Here is a 21,830-nt window from a genome sequence, read left to right as displayed (position 1 = left end):
CCAGATGTCGGACCTGACTGACCCGCACCAGACGATCGCCATCGTCGGCATGGCGGCGTTGATGCCCGGAGCTCCCGACCTGGACGCCTACTGGCGCAACCTGGTCGACGGCGTCGACGCCATCACCGACGTGCCGGCGCACCGCTGGGACGAGGAGTTCTACGACCCCGACGAGGCGCACCGCCCCGATCGGATGTACTGCCGGCGTGGTGGGTTCGTCGACGACCACGCGAGCTTCGAGCCGCTGCGTTTCGGCATCATGCCGACCTCGATCGGTGACATCGAACCCGACCAGTTGATCACGCTGCAGGTGGCGGCCGCCGCCATCGACGACGCCGGTGGCCAGGACCGGCTGCCGGACCGGGACCGGATCGGCGTCCTGCTCGGCCGGGGCGGAATCCTGAGTCCGGCCCAGGCCCGCTACGCCCAGCGGGTCCGGATGTCCAGCCAGGTCATCGGCATCCTCAAGGAGCTCATCCCGGAGTTGCCGCCGGAGAGCCTCGACCGGGTCCGGCGCAAGTTCGATGAACGGCTCGGGCCGCAGCAGCCCGAGGGCACGATCGGATTGGTGCCCAACCTCGCCGCTTCCCGGGTGGCGAACCGGTTGAACCTGCGGGGTCCGTCGTACACCATCGACGCCGCGTGTGCCTCGTCGCTGATCGCGGTCGACCAGGGCATGACCGAACTGCGGGCCGGCCGGTTGGACGCGGTGCTCGCCGGCGGTGTGCACCACGTACACGACATCAGCTTCTGGTCGGTGTTCAGCCAGCTCCGGGCGCTGTCCCGGCAGGGTGAGATCCGTCCGTTCGACTCGTCGGCGGACGGTCTGCTGATCGGCGAGGGCACCGGGATCGTGGTGTTGAAGCGCCTGGCCGACGCGCTGGACGCCGGTGACCGGGTGTACGCGGTGATCAGCGGCAGCGGCGTGTCCAGCGACGGCCGCTCGGCGAGCATGTTCAACCCGGCGAGCAGCGGACAGTCGCTGGCCATCCGGCGGGCCTGGCAGTCCGCCGGGCTGGATCCGACGGCGCCGGACGCGCTCGGCCTGCTGGAGGCGCACGGCACCGGCACGCCGACCGGGGACGCCGCCGAACTGGTCACTGTCGCCGAGGTGTTCGGCGCTTACCAGGGCGGCCCACGGCCGGTGATCGGCTCGGTCAAGTCGATGATCGGGCACACCATGCCGGCGGCCGGGATCGCCGGCCTGATCAAGGCGACCCTCGCCGTGCACCGGGGCGTTCTGCCACCCACCCTGCACTGCGGGCAGCCCCGCGAGGAGATGGCCGCGACCCGGTTCGCGCCGATCGCCGCCGCCCAGCCGTGGGAGAGCGACGGACCACGCCGGGCCGGGGTTAACGCGTTCGGCTTCGGTGGGATCAACGCCCACGTGATCATCGAACAGCCGCCCTCCGCTCCGTCCGCCTGGGCTGCCGTGCCGAACGGCGCGGCCGGGCAGTCGGCCCGCTCGGCCAGCGTCGAGGTCGAGGAACCGGACCAGGTGCTGTGGCTGGCTGCCGACGACCCGGCCGGTCTCGCCGCGCTGCTGGACCGCGACGATTCGCTGGTACGGCGCGAGGGCACCGCGTTCGCCGACGGCCCGCATGCGCACGCCGCGCCGCCGTGCCGGATCGGGGTGGTGGATCCGACCGACAAGCGGCTGGCCACCGCCCGCCGCGCGGTGAGTCGGGGGGAGCCCTGGCGGGGTGCCCGGGACATCTGGTTCACCACGGCCCCGCTGCTGACCGCCGGCGGGAAGCTGGCGTTCGTGTTCCCCGGGCTGGAGGCCGAGTTCACGCCGCGTACCAGGGACCTGGCCGCGCACTTCGGGCTGGTGGACCGGGAGTGGTCCGCCGCCGATCTGGGCCGGCACGGTGCCGGTCTGATCGAAGTGGGCAAGTTCCTCGACGAGGTGCTCGGCCGGATCGGCATCCGGCCGGACGCGGTCGCCGGGCACAGCATCGGTGAGTGGTCCGCTGCGGCGGTGAGCGGGCAGGTCAGCACCACCGACATGGACGGTTTCCTCAAGTTGTTCGACGCCGACTCGGTGGCGGTGTCCGGCTATGTCTTCGCCGCCGTCGGTGCCGGTGCCGACCAGGTGACGCCGGCGCTCGGCGGCTATCCGGGAGTGGTCCTGTCCCACGACAACGCGCCCGCGCAGTCGGTGGTCAACGGCCCGGAGGAGCAGGTCGACCGCTTGGTCGACGAGCTACGTCGGCGCAACGTGCTGTGCCAGAAGCTGCCGTTCCGGTCGGCCTTCCACACTCCGGCGTTCGCCGACGGACTGAGGTCGATCGGGGTCGCCCTGCAGTCCTGGCGGGTGCATCCGACCACGGTGCCGGTCTGGTCGGCGACCCTGGCGGCGCCGTTCCCCACCGACGAGCAGCAGGTCAACCAGATCTTCGTCCGGCACATGATGGAGCCGGTCTGGTTCCGGCAGTTGACCGCCGCGATGTACGACGCCGGGTTCCGGGTCTTCCTACAGGTCGGCGCGGGACAGTTGGCGTCGTTGGTCAGCGACAACCTGCGCGGGCGGGATCATCTCGCCATGCCGGTCAACGTGGGTCACCGTACCGGTCTCGACCAGTTGCGCCGGGTGGCCACCGCGCTGTGGGTGGAGGGCGCGGCACCGGGCCTGCGGGCGCTGCGATCACCCGCTGCGGCCGCGCCGGCCGCGCCGGCACCGGCTGCCCCGGCGGCACCACCGCGCCGGGGGCCGAAGATCCAGCTGGACCTGGGTGGCCCGTTGGTGCGCCTCGGGCCGGGTGCCGACACTTTGCTCGGCCTGGCCGACCTGTCGTCACACCGGCCGTCCGGTACGCCGGTCGCCGAGGCCCAACCGTCGGCTGCCGCGGCGGCGCAGGACACATCCGCACCGCCGGCTGAGCCCCGACCGCCTGCTGCACCCCGGCCACCGGCTGGGCCCCGGCCGCCGGCTCACGCCGAATCGTCGGCAGAATCCGAGCAGTCGGCCGGGCCGCTCACCGCGTTGCACCGGCTCGCCGGCCGGTCCAAGGCCGCCGCCGAGCTCGCCGCGCTGCTGCGGGACACCGCGGACGGCGCGGTGACCGTGCTGGACGCCGCCACTCGACCCGCCAGCCCGGCTCCGGTGTCCCCGGCCGCGCCGGCCCGGCCGGTCGCCGCACCGCCAGCTGACGTCCGGCCGGTCACCGTACCGGCCGTAGTCGGGCCGACCACGGCGGCGCCGACGCCGAAGGCCGTCCCGCCGCCCCGCACCGAGATCGCCCGGACCACGTTGCGGGTCTCCGTGCAGACCATGCCGTACCTGCTCGACCACTGCTTCTTCGTGCAGCCGGACGACTGGCCGAACCCGGAGGACCGGTGGCCGGTGGTGCCGGCGACGACCGTCGTACAGCACATGATGGACGCCGTCGCGCAGGCCGTCCCCGGTCTGCGGGTGGTCGGCGTGCGCGACGCCCGGTTCAACCGGTGGACCATCGCGGCACCGGCGCAGGACGTCGAGATCGTCGTCCGGTCTGCCGGCCCGGACTCGTACGCGGTGAACTTCGGCAGCTTCGCCCGGGCGACGGTCGACGTCGCCGCCGACTATCCGGCCCCGGTGAGCGCACCGTGGACCCACGACCCGGCCACCGAGACCGCTCCCCGGATCAGCGCCGAGGAGATGTACGCGGAGCGGCTGATGTTCCACGGCCCCCAGTTCCACGGGGTGACCACGGTGCACGCCCTCGGCGAGATGCACGTACGCGGCGTGGTCACCGCGCCCGTCCCGCCGGGCGCCCTGCTGGACAATGCCCTGCAGCTGATCGGGAACTGGCTCATCACCACCCAGCCGATGCGCACCGTGGCGCTGCCGGTGGGTCTCGGCCACGTCCGGTTCTTCGGCCCGCCGCCCGCGCCCGGCACGGCGTTCGAGTGCGTCGCCCGGGTTCGGTCGATCGACGACGCTCAACTGGTCGCGGACACCCAGCTGTCCGTCGACGGCCGGGTCTGGGCGCAGATCGACGGCGCGGTCGACCGCCGGTTCGACAGCCATCCGCAGGCACGGCCGGCTGAACGGTTCCCGGAACGTCACCCGATGTCGGTGCGTCAGCCGGAAGGGTGGACCGCGGTGTTCGACTGCTGGACCGACCTGGTCACCCAGTCGATGGCCGCCCGGGGCATCCTCGGCACCGCCGCGTCAGTCGACTACGAGCGGCAGCCGGGGAAGATCCGCAAGCAGTGGCTGCTCGGTCGGATCGCGGCGAAGGACGCGGTGCGGTTCCGGCAGTGGGACGCCGGGCACACCGACGTGTACCCGATCGAGTTGACCATCGCCAACGACCCGAACGGTCGGCCACGTGCCGATCTGCGTCCCGACCGGGATCTGCGGGAATGCGACCTGTCCCTGGCACACTGCGCCGAAGCCGCCGTGGCGATCGCCGGCCCGGCCCGGTCGACGCCGGACGGCCCCGGCGTCGGTATCGACATCGTCGAGGTGACCGACCGGCCGGACAGCACGGTCGACTACGCCCTGTCCGGTGCGGAGGCCGCGTTGCTCGACCAGGTCAGCGCCGGCGGTGACCGGCGGTTCTGGTTCGCCTGTTTCTGGGCGGCCAAGGAGGCTGCCGGTAAGGCAGAGGGGACCGGGCTGGATGGAGCGCCCCGCCGGCTACGGGTGGTCGCCGTCGACGCCGGCACCCTGCTGGTCGAGGTCCCCTCCGGCAGGTCCTACCGGGTCACCTGCCGGAGCCTGGAGAACCCGCCCGACCTGCCGCAGCGGCGCTACGTCGTGGGGTGGACCTGGGGCCCGGAACCCGCCCGGTAAGCGGCGAATCCGGCCCCGATTGACCTGCCGAGAAAGCCGATCGACGTCCTGACAAGGAGACCCGCATCATGCCAGCCGACCACGACACCATCCTGACGGAGATCTCGCAGATGCTGCGCGCGGTGCTGCCCGGCATCGATCCGGACGAGGAGATCACGATGGACACCAGCTTCCGTGACGACCTGGAGATGGAGAGCATCGACGTCATCTCGCTCGCCGGGCGGCTGCAGGCCCGGTACGGCGACTCGGTCAACTTCGCCCAGTTCGTCGCGGGGCTCGACGTGGACTCGCTGCGCGCGTTGCGGGTCGGCGAGCTGGTCGAGCACATCTCCGCCGCGCTGGACGGCCCGCCGGCCAGCGTGGCGCAGGTGGCCGGCCAGTGACGATGATCCAGGTCAACGGCCTGGTGACGCATGTCCAGGAACTCCCACCGGTGGCTGCCGACGCTGCCGCCGGGGGAGTGGCCGCAGCAGCGGCGGCCGGTCCGGGTGGCGGTCCGGCGGCCGGTCCGGCAGCCGAAGCTACGGCCGGCCGGCCGGTCGCGGTCCTGGTTCACGGTATCGGGCCGGACAGCCTGGCCAGCTGGTATCTCAGCCTGGCGCATCCACTGGCCGACGCCGGCTTCCGGGTGATCATGTACGACCTGCGGGGCCATGGACGGACCGAGCGGCCGCCGACCGGCTACCGGATGGACGACCTGGTCGAGGACCTGGCCGCGCTGCTGGACCGGCTCGGTGTCGACACACCGGTGCATCTGCTGGGCAACTCGCTGGGCGGATCCATCGCCTTCGGGTACGCGGCCCGGCATCCGGACCGGGTCGCCTCGCTGGTCGCGGTGGAGTCGGCCCCGGCCACCGCCCAGTGGCTCGCCCGGGTGGGCCGGCAACTGGTCCGGGCCGCGCAGCCCGACGGCGACGGTGATTCGCTGTTGGCCACCCGTGGGGGTGAGCGGGGCGCCCGCTACACGGCGGCGGTCCGCCGGCTCGTCGCCACCACCACCGCCGGCCGGGACCTGCCGGCCAGCACACCCGCCGACCCGGCCGCGGTACGGGCGATCACCTGCCCGGTGCTCGGCGTCTTCGGTGGCGACTCGTCCGCCGCCGATCTGGCGCCGGCACTGGTCGAACTGCTGCCGCAGACCGAGCTGGTGGTGGTCCCCGGGCACCGGCACGCGGTGCTGGTCACCGCCCGCGACCAGGTCCGGCGCCAGGTGTTGCCCTGGCTTGCCCGGCAAATCGCCGACACCGGTCAGCCCGCCCTGCACGGCTGACGTCGTCGTTTTCACCAGGAGGTTTCGATGCAGTTCGAGGCGCCCGGACGGGCGATCATCATCAGCAGCGGGCGGTGTGGTTCCACCCTGCTGTCCGACCTGATCGTCGAGGAGCCGGCGACCCTGTCCGTCCAGGAGTTCTTCATGGCCACCCCGTCGTGGGCGAAGGCCGGCGAGCCGATCACCGGGGCGGCGTACTGGCAGGTGCTGAGCAGCCCGAAGCCGGAGCTTGCCACGCTGTTCGCCATCGGCCTGCCGCCGAAGGAGGTGCGCTATCCGGCGGACGGCAGGTGGGCCGGCAACCTGACCGAGCTGCCGCAGTTGCTGGCGATCACCCTGCCGAAGCTCACCGACGATCCGGACGGCCTGTTCGACCAGCTCGCCGGCCAGGTGCCGGATTTCCCGGAGCAGCCGTTCGTCGACCACCACCGGATGTTCCTGGACCTGCTCACCCGGTTGACCGGCAAGCAACGCTGGGTGGAGCGGTCCGGCGGGTCCAGCCAGATCGCCCCGCATCTGCTGCGGTCGTTCCCGGACACCCGGATCGTCTATCTGACCCGCAACTGGGCGGACACCGCGCGGTCGATGAGCCGGCACTCGTCGTTCCAGCTGATCCAGCTGCGGCTGGAGTTCGTCTCCCGGTGCGGCGTGGACCCGTTTCGGATGGGTCCGGACCAGCAGGTGCCGGCGGAGCTCGAGCACCTGCTGCCCGGCCGGATCACCGCCGACCTGCTTCGCGAGCGGGGCGAGGACAGCACCCGCTACCTCGGGCTCTGTGCGTTCATGGCGGCGCAGGCCGAGCAGGCGCTCGCCGACAATCCGCCGGCGCACCTGCTCACCATGACCTACGAGGACCTGGTCGCCGACCCGGAGCCGCAGCTGGCCCGGCTCGGTGAGTTCCTGGAGTTCGACGACCCGTCCGGCTGGGCCCGACAGGTCGCCGGCCGGGTGGGCAAGGGTGGCGCGGTACGGCAGACCGCCACCGTGTGACCCGGAGACATCCCGCACCAGCCAATCACAGTAGAGGGAGAGAGTGTTTGATGCGTAGGTTGCGCCCATCCGCGAGCCGGTCGGTCGCCGCCGCCGTGCTCGCCGGGCTGCTTCTGGCCGCCGGTCCGGCCGCCGCCGCACCGGTGGCCGGTACCGAGTCGGCAGCCACCACCGACGGCAGGCACGGTGGACACCACGGCGGGACCCGCTACCAGAGCACCCTGTTGGCCAAGGCACCGGCCGACGAGTGTTTCGTCGACATCGGTGTCGACTACCCGGCCGGCCCGCCGTGTGAGGCCGGCCAGCCCAAGGTCAACCAGTCGTACGTCTGGGGGCTCACCCGCTACAAGCACCGGCTGTGGTTCGGCACTGGGGCCAACATCAACTGTATGACCAGCGGCAACAACTTGCGCAACACGGAGCCGACACGCAACGACGACTGGGTTTGCGAGTACGGTCAGAGCGAGATTGCCCGCCGCAACCCGCAGCTGCCACCGACCCTCGGCGACCACCGCACCCCCCGGCTCTACACGTATGACACGAAGAGCCGACAGATGACCGAACGCACCGATGCGGTCCGCGCCGCCTCAGCGGACGACGCGAACCGGTTGACCACGACCGCCGGTATCCGGGCGGCCGGAAACCACCGCGGCGTGGTGCTGCTCGGCGGTCCCGCGCTCGGTGCCACGCTCAACCTGTTTGCGTTCGACGCCGACACGGGCACATTCCTCGGCTCGCGCAACTTCACCGAGTACGGCAACATCCGGCATTTCCTTGTCGCCGACGGCGAGCTCTACACCGGCGTCGGGGTGGGGCCCAACGGCGGTGAACGCGGCCTCGTGCTGCGCTGGACGGGCAGCAAGTCGGACCCGTTCAGTTTCACCGAGGTGGCGAACCTGCCGGCACAGGCGGTGGACCTGACCGTCCACCAGGGCCGAATCTTTGTCACCACCTGGGTCGGTGTGGAGGCCGACGTTGCCACGATGCCCGGTCCGGCGTCACCCACCGCGGACATCGCCGACATGCCGACGGCTGACGATCCGAGCCCGCCGAATGTCGCCGGGGTCTGGATGAGCCCGAAACTGTCTGACAACGGGCCGGGCCTGGACGGCCGCGACGCCGACGGGTGGACCCGGGTGTGGAGCGTGCTGGAGTACGAGCCGGATCCGATCATCGCCCGTACCTACGGGCTGGGTGGGCTCGCGTCCTACGGTGGCTACCTCTACTGGGGGACCATGCACGTGCCCTTCAAAGCGACGACGGTGCACCTGGCGGCGTACCCGCCGACCGACGAGCAGGGGGTACGGGACTCGGTGCGCAACACCCAGCGTGCCATCGGCATCTTCCGGGGCAGCTTCGGCCACCGTCATCACCACGGCCAGGGCCAGGGCGGTGGCGGCCACGGCGACCGGGTCGACCTGCTCTACGGCGCCAGTGAGCTACCGGCCTACGACCCGGTGGCCGGCGTCTGGGCCAGCACGTCGACCGGGTACACCCCGCTCTACGGGGCGTCCGGGTTCGACAACCCGACGCTCAACTACACCTGGAGGATGGTCGTCGCCGGTGGTCGGCTCTACGTCGGCACGATGGACTGGAGCTACCTGGCGAAGGAGCTGCAGCAGGAGGAGCCGGTGCCGCCGGCCGACGTCGCCCGTGGTGGTGACGACGATGAGGAGGAGGAGCTGGCCTTCGGCGCCGATCTCTGGGTCTTCGAGTCGCCACACCGGCCGGCCAAGATGGTGGACAACGCCGGGCTCGGGAACTACCTCAATTACGGCGTCCGTAGCATGGTGGTGGCCGGGTCCACGGTATACCTCGGTATGGCCAACCCGATGAATCTGCGGACAGATCCGACAGATGACGTCCCCGAGGGCGGCTGGGAGTTACTCAAGTTGACTCCGAAACACCACCACCACTAAGAGAAGCAGGTGAGCGATGTCGCGGTTCCGGCGCCGGTCGGCGGTTCTGGTCGTCACGGGGGTCCTCGGGACACTCGTCGCAGGCTGCACGTCGGCGCCGGACCCGGCACCGCCGACATCGGGCACCACCCCGCCGGCCACGGACGGCGGGGTGGTCGCTCCGGTCGACACCCCGCCGGTCGGCTCGTCGGCCGGGTCGATCACCGTCGACGGGCAGGAACGGACCTACCGGGTGTACCGCCCGGCCGACGTCGCCGAGAAGACGCCGGTGCCGGTCGTCGTCATGCTGCACGGCCTGCTCGGCAGCGGCCGGCAGGCCGAATCCTGGTACGGCTGGAACGCCGTCGCCGACCAGCACGGCTTCGTCGTGATCTACCCGGACTCCCGTAACCGGGCGTGGGCGGTGACCGAGGAGTGCTGTGGTGCCTCGGCCCGCGACGGTGTCGACGACGTGGGTTTCGTCCTCACCCTGGTGGAGTCGCTGGGTCAGCGGCTCGCCTTCGACCCCGACCGTCACTACCTCGCCGGCCTGTCCAACGGCGGCATGCTGGCGTACCGGATCGCCTGCGACAGTTCGACGTTCGCTGCGGTGACCGGGGTGGCGACGACCATGCTCGGCGACTGCCCGGCCCCGGAGCCGATCTCCGTGCTGCACATCCACGGCACCGGCGACGAGACGATCCCGTACACCGGCGGGCCGGGGCGCCGCGACGGTGCCGGCAACGGCCGGGTGCCGGACAAGGTCGACGGCCCCGCCGTGCCGGACCTGGTCGGCCGGTGGCGCCAGGTCGACGAGTGCGGTGCCGCGCGGACCGCCACTGAGGGGAGTGTCACCACCTCGGTGGCGGACTGTCCGGCCGGCCGGGGCGTCACCCTGATCACCATCGACGGCGCTGGGCATCAGTGGCCCGGCTCCGAGATGACCGCGGCGGGCCGGCTGCTCGGCCTGGACCAGCCCTCCACCGCACTGGACGCCACCGCGACCAGCTGGCAGTTCTTCGCCTCGCATCCCAGACCCGCCTGAGCAGGAGAGCAGATGTCCAGTACCGGCACCCACCCGTTGGTCGACGATCCGGCCGCCAATGCGGCATCAGCCGCCCCGGGACCGGCCGTCCAGCCCGGCTCCGGCCCGGCGGTCGAGGTCGTCGATCTGGTCAAGCGGTATCCGGGCCAGGACCGCAACGCCATCGACTCGCTGTCGTTCGCGGTCCGACCCGGCGAGGTCTTCGGCCTGCTCGGGCCCAACGGTGCCGGCAAGTCGACCACGGTGGGCGTGCTCACCACGACGATCCGGGCCAGCTCGGGCACGGCGCGGGTGGACGGCGTCGACGTCGTCCGGCACCCGGTGGCGGCCCGGACCCGGTTTGCCGTGGTACCGCAGTACAACAACCTGGACCGGGCGTTGACTCCCCGGCAGAACCTGCTCAGCCACGCCGCGTACCACGGGGTGCCCCGGGCCGAGCGGCGCCGCCGGGCCGACCGGCTGCTGACCGAGTTCGGGCTGGACAAGCAGGCCGACTCGCGGGTCGACTTCTTCTCCGGCGGGATGGCCCAGCGCCTGATGATCGCCCGGGCGCTGATGCACGACCCCCGGGTGGTCTTCCTCGACGAGCCGACCAATGGGCTGGAGCCGCAGGCCCGGCTGCTGATCCGGACCCGGATCCGGCAGCTGCGCGAGCGTGGGGTGACCGTCGTGCTGACCAGCCACGAGATGACCGAGGTGGCGGAGCTGGCCGACCGGGTGGCGATCGTCGACCACGGCCGGTTGCTCACCCTGGACACCCCGGCCAACCTGGTACGCGGCGTCGCCGGTCGGGCGGTGCTGGACCTTGCCCTGCGCCCCGGGCCGGGTGACGGTGCGACTGATCTGGTCGCCGCGCTCACCGCGCTCGACGGGGTCCGTACCGGGGAGGTCACCACCGGCGGCGCGGCTGTCCCCGCCCCGGCGGGTCGCGGCGGTCCGGGGCTCGCCGGGCTGGCCGCCGATCCGCGGATCGCGGCCCGGATCGCCGCGGCCAAGGCCGATCCGCGCAAGGCCGCGAAGCTCGCCGCGGCCCGCAACGATCCACGGTTCGCCGCGTTGTTCGCCGCCGCACCGGCCGCTGCGGCCGGCGGATCGGCGGGCGAGATCCGGCTGCGGCTGCACCTCGACGCCGACCCCGCCGCCGTGCTCGGTCCGGCGTTGACGGTGTTGACCGGCCGCGCGGCCCAGCTGACCGACGTGCACATCGGCAAGCCCGGCCTGGAGGACATCTTCCTGAGCCTGACCGGTAAGGAGATCCGTTGAGCCTGGCCGAGGTCACCCCCGTACCGTCGTCGGAGACCACCGTGCCGGCCGCGCCGCCGCGACCACCGGTGGCGCGGGCCTTCGGCGCGATCCTGTGGCGGGACCTGTTCGTCGCCGGCAAGGACATCTGGTTCGTCCTCGCGCAGGTGCTGATGACCCCGCTGTTCATGCTGTTCATCTTCACCCAGGTGCTGACCATGCAGGGCATCGTCGGCGCCGGGTTCGCCGACATCCTGCTGCCCGGTACGGTCGCCCTCGCCACCTTCACCACCGCGCTGCAGAGCGTGGCGGTGCCACTGGTCAAGGAGTTCGGCTTCACCCGGGAGATCGAGGACCGGCTGCTGTCGCCGCTACCGACGGCGCTGGTGGCGGTTGGCAAACTGATGGTCGCCACGCTTCGTGGTCTGTTTGCAGCGGCGGTTGTCTATCCGCTCGGCGCGCTGGTCGTCGGGTCCGCACCGGGCGGCTGGTCGGCGTTGCCACTGTCCCTGGTGGTGGTGCTGCTGGCCGGCTGGGTCGGCGCGGCCCTGGGCATGACCCTGGCGACGGTGCTGCCGTTGCAGCGCATCCAGGCCACCTTCTCGCTGTTCGTCACCCCGATCATCTGGACCGGGTGTGTGCACTATCCGTGGCAGCGGCTGGCCGAGATGCCATGGTTCCAGGTGGCGACTGCGGCGAACCCGATGACGTACGCGGCGGAGGCGCTCCGCGCGGCGATGGCACCGCACGTGACCCACCTGCCGGCGGGTCTGTGCCTGCTGGTCCTGTCAGGGGTCGCGGCAGCGGCCACCGCCGCCGCGTTGCGTGCCTTCGCCCGACGCGCCGTGCGGTGACGTCACGCCACGCGTCGGCGGCCTCCCGCCTGGCGGTCTGCGGTCAGCCGATCCGGTAGACCCGCCGGGCGGCCCGCTCCAGCGGCACGTGGGCCACCACCGCCCGGAGCATCGGCCATCCGGCGGCGAGCTGTTCGACCCAGTCGACCTCGGCGTCCGTGTCGGCCCGGCCGGCCTCGAGGTCGGCCAAGCTTTGACCCGACTGATCCGGATTTACCGCCTCAACCGATGATTTATCAAGTTACCGTCGGTTGACGTGCTGGGCGGGAGGCGGCCATGACGGAGCAGACCACGGCGGTGGGTACGGCACAGACGGCCCCGCCGCGGCCGGTGGAGCTGGGAGCCGGCGGTGCCAACCCTGGCCCGGTCCGCTCCGCGGTACCGGGCAACTCGCTGACCCGGCTGCTGCGGACCACCGACGCCAAGCAGATTGGACTGTTGTACCTCGGCACGTCCTTCGGCTACTTCGTGGCGGGCGGCGTCATGGCCCTGCTGATGCGGGCCGAGTTGGCCCGGCCCGGAATGCAGATTCTCTCGCCCGAGCAGTACAACCAACTGTTCACCATGCACGGCACGATCATGATGCTGCTGTTCGCCACCCCGCTGGTGTTCGGGTTCGCCAACTATCTGGTGCCGTTGCAGATCGGTGCCCCGGACGTGTCGTTTCCCCGGCTCAACGCGCTGGCGTACTGGCTCTATCTGCTAGGTGGGCTGCTGGTCATGGGGGGATTCCTGACGCCCGGCGGCGCTCCCGACTTCGGCTGGTTCGCCTACACCCCGTTGAGCCGGATGGAGCACACCCCGGGCGTCGGCGCCAACATGTGGATCGTCGGCCTGGTCGTCTCCGGCCTGGGCACCATCCTCGGCTCGGTCAACCTGATCGCCACCATCATCACCCTGCGTGCGCCGGGCATGACCATGTTCCGGATGCCGATCTTCACCTGGAACATCCTGATCACCGCGCTGCTGGTGGTCCTGGTCTTCCCGCTGCTGGCGGCGGCGCTGCTGGCGCTGCTGGCGGACCGGCTGCTCGGCGCGCACGTGTACGCGCCGCAGACCGGCGGCCCGATGCTCTGGCAGCATCTGTTCTGGTTCTTCGGCCATCCCGAGGTCTACATCGTCGCGCTGCCGTTCTTCGGCATCATCAGCGAGGTCATCCCGGTCTTCGCCCGCAAGCCGATCTTCGGCTACAAGGGCCTGGTGGCCGCGACGATTGCGATCGCCGCGCTGTCGATGAGTGTCTGGGCCCACCACATGTTCGGCACCGGGCAGGTGCTGCTGCCGTTCTTCGCCATGCTCAGCTTCCTGATCGCGGTGCCCACTGGAATCAAGTTCTTCAACTGGATCGGCACCATGTGGAAGGGGCAGTTGACCTTCGAGACGCCGATGCTGTTCGCGGTCGGCTTCCTGGTGACCTTCTTGCTCGGCGGGCTGACCGGCGTGCTGCTGGCCAGCCCACCGGTCGACTTCCACGTCACCGACAGCTACTTCGTCGTGGCCCACTTTCACTACGTGCTGTTCGGTACAATCGTCTTCGCGGCGTTCGCCGGCATCTATTTCTGGTTCCCGAAGATGACCGGCCGACTGCTCGACGAAGCGCTCGGCAAGGCGCACTTCTGGACGATGTTCATCGGCTTCCACGCCACCTTCCTGGTCCAGCACTGGCTCGGCAACGAGGGTTTTCCCCGCCGGTACGCCGACTATCTGCCGACCGACGGCTTCACCGTCCTGAACACCATCGCCACCATCGGATCGTTCATCCTGGGGGCGTCCACGCTGTTCTTCATCTGGAACGTGTGGAAGTCGTACCGGTTCGGCGAGCAGGTGAGCGTGCACGACCCGTGGGGGTTCGGCAACTCGCTCGAGTGGGCGACTACCTGCCCGCCGCCGCTGCGCAACTTCGACCGGTTGCCCCGGATCAGGTCCGAACGTCCGGCCTTCGAGGCCAAGTACGGTCTGTTCGTCGCGGATCTCGGTCGCGACCTGCCGCAGCGGGACACCGAGCCGCCGCAGCACTTCGTCGACGAACTGCACCGTGATCCGGCCGCCCACCGGATCGTCCCGCGCGGTCCGGCGCAGGGTCCCACCGACGTCGCCACCTTCGTACCGGACCCGGTGTCCGGTGCCCGGGCCGTCCAGGTGCCCCGGCCGGAACAGGTCCGTCGGCCCAGTTTCGAGCACACCACCGAACCGGAGAACACCCTCGGCGCCCAACGTGGTCCGCAGGAACGACGGTGGCGGCTTCCGTCCGCGGACGAGGACGAAGACTCCTGACCGACTCTGCGGTACGCGCGCCGCCCGGCGGTCGCCGGGTGGCTGCTGCCGTACCGGTTCCTGGTGGGTTAGCCTCCGATCCCTGGTCGCCATGACTGCCGTGGAACCGCCGAGGAGGCGTAGACATGTTCGAGGAAGTCGCGGGAATCCCCGCCCATCCACTGCTGCTGCATGCGGCGGTGGTCTTCGTCCCGCTGCTGGCGCTGCTGGCGGTCGGGTACGCCCTGGTCCCGTTCATCCGGGCGCACACCCGGTGGGTGCTGGCCGTGCTGGCCGTTGTCACGCCGATCGCCGCGCTGGTCACCAAGCTGTCCGGCGACGCGTTCCTCAACCGGATGGACACGGCCGGTCGGATCACCGAGAGCTTCCGGCCGGTGATCGAGGAGCACGAACAGTTGGGGAACCTGACGCTGCTCGCCTCGATCGTGCTGGCGCTCGCCACCCTGGCCCTGGTGTACCTGGTCGGTCCCCGGGCAGCCGCCGCGCACGGCGCGGCCGCCGCCGGGGCGCGTGGCAACGGGCTGCTGGTTCTGGTGGTGAAGGGTTTGGTCGTCGTCGCGGCCGGGGTAAGCCTCTACTTCGTGGTGCGGGCCGGCGATTCGGGAGCAAAAGCCGTCTGGACCGGCTACTGATCGTCACCAAGTGCTGGTTGGCTGCGTCGGCCGTCACGGTGTCCGGGTGCCGACTTGAAATTCCGGCCCGGCCAGTGAACTCTTCGCACCGAATCGCCGTTGGTGGGGATATGGGCACCGGGGCGTACTACGCCGGTGGCCATTCGGTGACGGAGGAGAAGTGACGGTAAGTGCACGTAGTGAAACTGTTGGGTCGGTACACGCGCCGAGTATCGGGCTGCTCGCCCAGATCACGGTCCTGCTGATCCTGGCGGCGACCAGTGGCCTCGGCGTGGCCGGCTGGTCGGCCGGACTGGTCTACGGCCTGGTGACCTGGGCGCTGCTCATCCGGGCGATGCAGCATCCCGAGGTGGCCGGCTGGGGTCCGGCGGACAGCGTCACCCTGGCCCGGGGCACCCTGGTCGGCGCGGTGACCGCGCTGGTGGCCGACTCGTTCGTCGGGCCGGTCCCGGTCGCGTTGCTGGTGACCCTGGCCGCGGTGGCCCTGCTGCTCGACGGCGTCGACGGTCAGGTGGCCCGCCGGACCGGCACCTGTTCGCGGCTGGGCGCCCGGTTCGACATGGAGACCGACTCGGCGCTGGTCCTGGTACTCAGCGTGTTCGTGGCCGCGTCGGTCGGCTGGTGGGTGCTGGCGATCGGGGTGTTCCGCTACGTGTTCGGTGCCGCCGCCCGGTTGCTGCCCTGGCTGCGGGCGCCGCTGCCGCCCCGGTTCAGCCGCAAGACGGTGGCCGCCACCCAGGGTGCCGTGCTGGTGCTGGCGGCTGCCGGGATCGCGTCGCCGGCGCTGGTCACCGCGCTGGTCGCCGGCGTGCTGGCCGCGCTGCTCTGGTCGTTCGGGCGGGACGTGCACTGGCTGTGGCGCGGCCGCGTGCCGCAGGTCGACCGGTGGCGGGCGGAGCTAGCCGGCTGACCCGCCCGGCAGCACCGCGTAGACGTCGCCCGAGTTGGCCGCGTGCGGCAGTGCCCGCAGATGCGCGGCCATCTCCGCTTGCGGCACCCACCGGTCGAAGGTCAGCTGCTGGCTCTCACCCAGCGCGACGTCGAACCGGTAGTCGCCGAGCTTGGCCAGCCGAGTCAGACAGCGCAGCGCCGTGTCCCGCTGGATCGTGGTGAACTCGAAGGACAGTGCCGGCAGCGGCCGGGACAGTCCGGCGAGCACGGCCTCCTCGAACCCCTCGACGTCGATCTTGACGAACGTCGGCCGGCCGTACTCGGCGATCAACTGGTCGAGGGTCGTCGCCGGCACCTCGATCTCGCCGTCCCAGACCTGGTCCGACCAGCCGTCGGCACCGTCGGCAGCGCCGACGAAGTCGGCCGACGCGGTGGAGACCGTGGGATTAACCGAGTTGATGTACATCCGCACCGGGCCGGCGGTGTCCCCGCACGCCGCCGGCAGTACGGTGACCGCCGGATCGTCCGCGTAGACGAGCCGCACCGCGCGGGCGCACAACGGCTGCGGCTCCACCGCCACCACCCGTGCGCCTAACCGCCGGAAGCTGCCCACCCGGTCGCCGACGTGCGCGCCGATGTCGAAGACCAGATCGCCCGGTGCGACGAACCGCCGGTAGAGCAGATCCATCGCGGTGTCCCGGTCCGGATCGCCGTAGTAGAACTCCAGCGACCGGCGCAAACCGGCGAGCTGCGGATCGGCGGCCAGCACCCGGGACGGCACGGCGGTGCGTGGCTGGTCAGCGGCGGTCACCGGGACGATGGTACGCCGCCGGTGGGCTGCCTGGCGGTGAACGCCTCCCGGGTCAGGAACGCCAGCCGGGCGCGCTTGTCGGCCAACGCCAGCTCCCCGTCGAACTCGAAGCCCAGTCGCTTCCAGCGGCGCAGCGCCCGGTCGTTGCGGACGTCCGGCTCGATGACGATCCGGCGCCGGCCAGGATCACTGAACAGGTAGCGGGTGAACGCGTCCGCCACCGCGCCGGTGAACCCGGCGACCGGCCGCCGGGCCGGGGCGAGGAACAGATGGATCCCGATGTCACCGTCGCGTACCGGGTAGTGCTCGCCGAGCGGGTCCTCGGCCGGCAGGTAGGTCTGGAAGATGCCGACCGGTTCGTCGTCGACGGTCATCAGGTACGCGTGGTGCGAGTCCAGACCGTCGAGGAACCGGTAGACGTCGCCCACCTGATCCCGGGTGTGCCCGGTCATCCCCCAGAACCGGGCCCGTGGCTCGGTGACCCAGCCGTACAGCAGGTCGAGGTCCTCGGTGGGGTCCAGCACCACCAGACGGAACCGGCCGATGCCGGGCAGTTGCTCGACGTAGACGGCCGGCCGTGCCGTCCCGCCGGGACCGGCGGTCCAGCGCACCGGCGCGACCGGGACCAGCTCGCCCGCCGCCCACCGGGGCAACTGGTCGGCGAAGTGCCGGTCACCGGGCCTTCCCGAGGCACCGAACGGCACCACCCAGCGGCTCGCCGCCGGGTCGGCGAGGTCCCAGACGTAGCGGGCCACCGGTCCGCGCCAGCACACGTCGGAGACACCGGGCACGCTGGAGGTGGCCAGGACACTGCCGGTGTCGCCGTCGAGCGGGACCGGATCGCCCAGCGCGCCGGTGGCCGGATCGGCGGCGCCGGGCAGCACCCGTACCGGGTGCAGCAGGTGCCGGTCGCCCCACGGACCCGGCGGCGGTCCGTCGGTCACCTCGACCAGCGCGGCTACCGCACAGCGGCCCGGGTCGCCACCCAGCCGGGGCAGCCCGTCGACCAGCCGGTCCAGCGCCAGCCCGATCCGGCCCACCGGGTCGGTCCACGGGGCGAACAGTTCGTCGAAGCCGGGTTCGCTGTGCAGCGGCCGTAGGCAGGGCTCGGCGGACAGCCGGTGGACCAGCGCGGCCCGCCAGGCGGCGAACAGTCCGGCGTCGGCGCTGCCGGCCGCCATCCGGCCGTCCCAGTCGAGCAGCGTCTCGCGCAGCCGGCGCACCGGCACGGGCTGGTCGGTCAGGTCCAGGCCGCGCAGCAGCCGGCGTAGCCCGGCCAGCGGCACCTGGGAGTCCATGTGCACCAACTCGGGTGCGGCCCCGCCGTCGACCAGCTGGCGGATCCGTCGGGCCCGGTGCGGTGCGGCGAAGTCGACGCCGAGGTCCGCGGTGTCGCCGCCGCGCCGGTCGTTGGCGTTGACTACCACATCGGACACCTCGGCGGCGGGCAGGGCGGCGTACCCGGGTCGCCAGGCGTACCGGGGTTCCCAGCCGGGCACCGGCACCTGCCGGCACCGGTCGTCGCGCATCGGCACCCGGCCGGCGACCAGCCGGCGCACCGCGCCGGAGCGGTCCGCGACCAGCACACTGTTGACCGGCTCCACCCAGTGCCGCAGCGCCCGTTCGACGTCGCCGACCCGGCGGGCCCGCAGCAGCGGCAGCAGCGCGTCGAAGCCCAGCGCCCCGCCGACCCGGCTCGGCGTACGCAGGCTGATCGCCTCACCGGTGCGTAGGTCCACGTCGATCACCGGTCCGCGCGGGGTTTCGACCACCTCGACCGGCACCGGGTCGGCGTCGCGTACCTCGATCAGTTCGGTGTGCGCCGGCACCGGGGCCCAGCCGTCGACCTGGCGGACCAGCACCCGTCCGTCGACCCGGCGCAGCTGTTCGCGGTACAGGTCCTGGTAGTCGGCCATGGCGTTGGTGATCGCCCAGGCGACGTCGCCGGCGTGGCCGAAGTGCGGCAGCCCTGGCACGCCGGGGAAGGCGAACCCGAAGACGTCGAACTCGGGGCAGGTCAGCTGCACCTGCTGGTAGACGTTGGGCAGCTCCAGAATCCGGTGCGGGTCGCCGGCGATGACCGGGAATCCGGTGTTGCTGTTCCGTCCGGTCACCGCCCAGGCGTTGCTGCCCGACGACGCGGGCGGCTCCATGGCGAACAGGTCGACCGCCGCCGGACCGAGGGTCGCGGTGACGTGCGCCCGCCACAGCTTGTTGCCGAAGGTGCCGAACAGCACGTGCTGCACCAGGAACACGCCGAGTGGGGTCCATGGCCGCCAGGTGCCGGCGGTGGTGCCGGTGGCGGCGAACTCGGGTGCCGCGACGGCGCCCTGGGCGAGGCCGTCGTTGACGCCGTCGACGTACGCGCCCACCCAGCGGCGGGTCGCCGGGTCCAGCCGGTGGAAGCAGCGTTCGGCGGTGTCGTCGAGGCGGGCCCGGCGGGCGAACCGGTCCCAGCCGACCTCGGCCCGGCCGAGCCGGCTGGCCAGCGCGCCCTCCGCGCGCCACCGTTCGACCTCGATCTGCCAGGCCCGGTCGTTGGCGGCGGTGTGCCCCTGCAGGTAGGCGAGGTCGTCGACGTCGGCCGCCCACAGGTGCGGTACGCCGTACCCGTCCCGGTGCACCCGCCCGGACCGGCTGGCGGCGTAGCGGGCCGTTTCGGGGCCGGTGCCGGATGGGGCCGTCACGGGGCCGGGGCCGGGGCCGCGACGGTGGCGATCGGATTGTCCTGCGCCCCGACGAAGATCAACGACCCGGCCTGGTCGGTCAGGTCGACCATCTGCAGCGTGTTCCGCAGCTGCAACCGGTTCAGGCAGGAGTGCCGGAAGGTGGGCGCGAAGAAGTCCAACCTGTCCCGCAGCTGCGGGTGGTCGTCGCCGTGCCGGCGGACGCACTCGGCGACCAGCTGCCAGAACCGGTCCGCCGGCAGCACACCGTCGGCGTCCAGGATCGCGGCCAGGAAACGCAGGAAACCGTCGAAGACGTCGGTGAACACGGCCAGGACCCGGAAGTCGTCGTCGACCGGCATCCGGATCCGTTCGACCGTGGCCGGCAGTTCGCGGTCGTGCATGGCGACGACCTCCTCGCCGATGTCCTTCATGAACACCCGGACCGGTACGTGGTCCGCCAGCACGAGGATCAGGTTCTCCCCGTGCGGCATGAACGCCAGGTCGTGGCCGAGCAGGCAGTGCAGCAGCGGGCGCAGGTAGGCCCGCAGGTACCGGGCCAGCCAGTCGGCGGCCGGCAGGCCGGACGCCGCGATCAGCGCGGTGGCCAGGTGCGCGCCGTCGCGGTCGCGGTGCAGCAGGCTGGCCATGGTGGCCAGCCGCTGACCGGGCGCGATCCGGGGCACCGGGCTCTCCCGCCACAACGCGGCGAGCATCCGCTGGTACGCCGAGACCGGCGCTCCGCTGCGGTGGTACGCGTCCCCGGTGTAACCGACCGACGCCAGCTCCCGCAGCACCTCGAACCCGCAGTCGCGCAGTGTGTCGTCGGCGGCGACCAGGTCTGCGACCCAGTCGTTGATCGGCGGGGTGGCCCGCATGTACGCCGGGGACAGCCCGCGCATGAAGCCCATGTTCTGGATGGACAGCGCGGTCTTGACGTAGTGCCGGTGCGGGTGGTCGACGTTGAAGAAGGTGCGGATTGACTGCTGCGCCCGGTACCGGTCCGGACTCGTCCCGACCGGGACGATCGCCCGGGACGCCACGTCGGCGGCGAACGTGACGCCGACCTTGTGTTCCCACTGCCACGGGTGCACCGGCAGGTACCGGTAGCCGCCCGGGTCGAGGCCGAGCCCGCGGAGCTGGTCGGCGAACCGGTGCAGCGTCTCGGCACCCAGTTCGTCGAGGTAGTGGCTCTGCTCGTCGACGCCGTGGCCGGCGGTGAAGGTGCTCAGGTCACGGCGTACCGCCAGCCAGACCAGCCGCACCGGGGCGCCGGCCTCCGGCGCGTACGCCTCGTGGTCGGTCAGGCCGAAGCCGATCCGGCCGTTGTTGGCGACGAACAGCGGGTGGCCTTCGGTCATCGCCGATTCGATGGTCTGGAAGTCGGCCTGCACCAGGTCGGCGGCGCGTTCCCGGCGGTGATGGTGCTTCCAGGCGGCACCGGCCAGGGTGGCGCTGATCTCCTCCAGGTAGGTGCCGAGCAGCTTGGGTGGGATGCCCAACGTCTCCCGCAGTTCGACGACCAGGTCGAGGGCGTTCAGCTCCGCCGGGGTGCCGTCGACCTGGCGGGTCAGTGACGCGGCGTCGATCAGCCAGTGGTCGAGGGCGTACCGGCGGGCCCGGAACAGGTACGCGACCCGGTCGTCGGTCGTCAGCCGGTACCCGTCGCCGCCGGGGCCGGCCGGGAGCGTGTCGTCGGGTAGGGGCTGGATCAGCCGCTCGTGGCTGAACTCGGCGATGGCCTTGGCGACCAGCTGGCGGTGGGCGGCCGCGATCGGGCCCGGCGCGAGGTGGGCGGGGGGTGTCATCGGGCTCTCCGCAGCGGATCCGTCGGCACCGCCCAGCCGGCTGACGCGGAACGCGGACCGGGAACAGAAGCTGAGCCGGGCCTGCTTGTCGGACAGTTGGATCAGCCGGTCGACGACGAAGCCGGCTTCGGCGTTCTTCGCGGCGATCGCCTCGTTGCGCACATCGGGTTCGACGACGACCCGGTGGTGCGCCGGGTCGGCGAAGACGAAGGTCATCACCGTGCGCATCACCGCCGACGTGACCCCGTGCCGGGGCTCGCCGTCCGGCGGTGCGACCAGCACGTGCATCCCGACGTCGCCGGGCTGTACGGGGTAGTGGCCGGCGAGTTCGCTGTGCGCCGGTTCGTAGGTCTCGGTGAGGAACAGCGGTACGCCGTCGAGCCGGCCGAGCCACGCGTGATGATGCGGATTGGCGTCGATGAGCTGGTACTCGCGCCGTACGGTGTCGAGGTCGGCGTCGGGCATTCCCCAGAACACCGACCGGGGGTGGGTGATCCAGGCGTGCAGCAGGCCGGCGTGACCGGCGACGTCGAGCGGTTCGATGGTCATCCGGCCGAGCGGGTCGTCGAGGGTGAACCTGGTCGTCGTGGCGGCAGTCACCGGATGAGCGCCTCCTGCCGCTGCGGGGCCGAACTGTTCGGCGGTGCGGCCTTGTCCGACGGTGCG

General features: G+C 71.7%; 15 protein-coding genes and 1 pseudogene. 11 read left to right on the top strand and 5 right to left on the bottom strand.

Features of this window, described 5'->3' with window-relative positions; all coding sequences use genetic code 11:
- The first annotated feature begins 4 nt into the window (after nt 1-4).
- From O7610_RS09025 to O7610_RS08990, 8 genes are all read left to right on the top strand, one after another.
- Nucleotides 5-4,783 (top strand): type I polyketide synthase, encoded by a 4,779-nt coding sequence (locus tag O7610_RS09025; RefSeq protein ID WP_289213048.1) that lies wholly within the window; start codon nt 5-7, stop codon nt 4,781-4,783.
- Nucleotides 4,784-4,851: 68 nt separating this feature from the next.
- Entirely contained in the window at nt 4,852-5,166 is a 315-nt protein-coding gene (locus O7610_RS09020) for an acyl carrier protein (protein WP_281555312.1), read from the top strand.
- Between the two features lie 2 nt (nt 5,167-5,168).
- Nucleotides 5,169-6,053 carry an alpha/beta fold hydrolase gene (locus tag O7610_RS09015; RefSeq protein ID WP_281555605.1) on the top strand — a complete coding sequence of 295 codons (885 nt, stop codon included), beginning with the start codon at nt 5,169-5,171 and terminating at the stop codon, nt 6,051-6,053.
- 27 nt (nt 6,054-6,080) lie between these two features.
- Nucleotides 6,081-7,043 carry a sulfotransferase domain-containing protein gene (locus O7610_RS09010; RefSeq protein ID WP_281555311.1) on the top strand — a complete coding sequence of 321 codons (963 nt, stop codon included), beginning with the start codon at nt 6,081-6,083 and terminating at the stop codon, nt 7,041-7,043.
- A 50-nt stretch (nt 7,044-7,093) separates the two neighbouring features.
- A complete protein-coding gene (locus tag O7610_RS09005; protein WP_281555310.1) occupies nt 7,094-8,962 on the top strand; it encodes a hypothetical protein in 1,869 nt (622 codons plus the stop codon).
- A gap of 16 nt (nt 8,963-8,978) precedes the next feature.
- Nucleotides 8,979-9,986, top strand: coding sequence for a CE1 family esterase (locus tag O7610_RS09000; protein ID WP_281555309.1), 1,008 nt, complete (start codon nt 8,979-8,981; stop codon nt 9,984-9,986).
- Between the two features lie 12 nt (nt 9,987-9,998).
- On the top strand, nt 9,999-11,249 hold the full coding sequence (locus O7610_RS08995) for an ABC transporter ATP-binding protein (protein WP_289213047.1): 1,251 nt from the start codon (nt 9,999-10,001) through the stop codon (nt 11,247-11,249).
- On the top strand, nt 11,246-12,082 hold the full coding sequence (locus O7610_RS08990; protein WP_281555307.1) for an ABC transporter permease: 837 nt from the start codon (nt 11,246-11,248) through the stop codon (nt 12,080-12,082). Before O7610_RS08995 ends, O7610_RS08990 begins: the two co-directional genes overlap by 4 nt.
- Nucleotides 12,083-12,125: 43 nt before the next feature.
- Here O7610_RS08990 and O7610_RS08985 read toward each other — a convergent pair whose 3' ends face one another.
- Nucleotides 12,126-12,272: a hypothetical protein gene (locus O7610_RS08985; protein ID WP_281567331.1), complete on the bottom strand. Its 147-nt coding sequence runs from the start codon at nt 12,270-12,272 to the stop codon at nt 12,126-12,128.
- A gap of 86 nt (nt 12,273-12,358) precedes the next feature.
- Here O7610_RS08985 and ctaD point away from each other — a divergent pair, with 86 nt between their 5' ends.
- From ctaD to O7610_RS08970, 3 genes are all read left to right on the top strand, one after another.
- Entirely contained in the window at nt 12,359-14,356 is a 1,998-nt protein-coding gene (gene ctaD / locus O7610_RS08980) for an aa3-type cytochrome oxidase subunit I (protein ID WP_348650069.1), read from the top strand.
- Between the two features lie 125 nt (nt 14,357-14,481).
- Nucleotides 14,482-14,988, top strand: a complete 507-nt coding sequence (locus tag O7610_RS08975; RefSeq protein WP_281555305.1) for a hypothetical protein — start codon at nt 14,482-14,484, stop codon at nt 14,986-14,988.
- A gap of 160 nt (nt 14,989-15,148) precedes the next feature.
- A complete protein-coding gene (locus tag O7610_RS08970; protein ID WP_281555304.1) occupies nt 15,149-15,898 on the top strand; it encodes a CDP-alcohol phosphatidyltransferase family protein in 750 nt (249 codons plus the stop codon).
- Here O7610_RS08970 and O7610_RS08965 read toward each other — a convergent pair.
- The 4 genes and pseudogenes from O7610_RS08965 to O7610_RS08950 form a co-directional block, all read right to left on the bottom strand.
- A complete protein-coding gene (locus O7610_RS08965) occupies nt 15,887-16,690 on the bottom strand; it encodes an FkbM family methyltransferase (RefSeq protein ID WP_475048676.1) in 804 nt (267 codons plus the stop codon). The two genes, O7610_RS08970 and O7610_RS08965, sit on opposite strands and share 12 nt — an antisense overlap.
- The gene (locus O7610_RS08960; protein ID WP_475048700.1) at nt 16,687-17,301 is read right to left on the bottom strand and encodes a GNAT family N-acetyltransferase; all 615 of its coding nucleotides are present in this window, start codon (nt 17,299-17,301) and stop codon (nt 16,687-16,689) included. The genes O7610_RS08965 and O7610_RS08960 overlap by 4 nt, the downstream gene beginning before the upstream one ends.
- A 15-nt stretch (nt 17,302-17,316) precedes the next feature.
- Nucleotides 17,317-19,314: pseudogene (locus O7610_RS08955) on the bottom strand (penicillin acylase family protein); the annotation flags it as partial.
- A gap of 59 nt (nt 19,315-19,373) precedes the next feature.
- Nucleotides 19,374-21,713, bottom strand: coding sequence for a GNAT family N-acetyltransferase (locus tag O7610_RS08950; RefSeq protein ID WP_281555602.1), 2,340 nt, complete (start codon nt 21,711-21,713; stop codon nt 19,374-19,376).
- Nucleotides 21,714-21,830 lie beyond the last annotated feature (117 nt).

This window comes from Solwaraspora sp. WMMA2065 (assembly GCF_030345075.1).
In the GTDB taxonomy this organism is placed as follows: domain Bacteria; phylum Actinomycetota; class Actinomycetes; order Mycobacteriales; family Micromonosporaceae; genus Micromonospora_E.
Note: the sequence above shows the minus strand (reverse complement) of the source record. Positions and strands in the feature narration are given on the sequence as shown.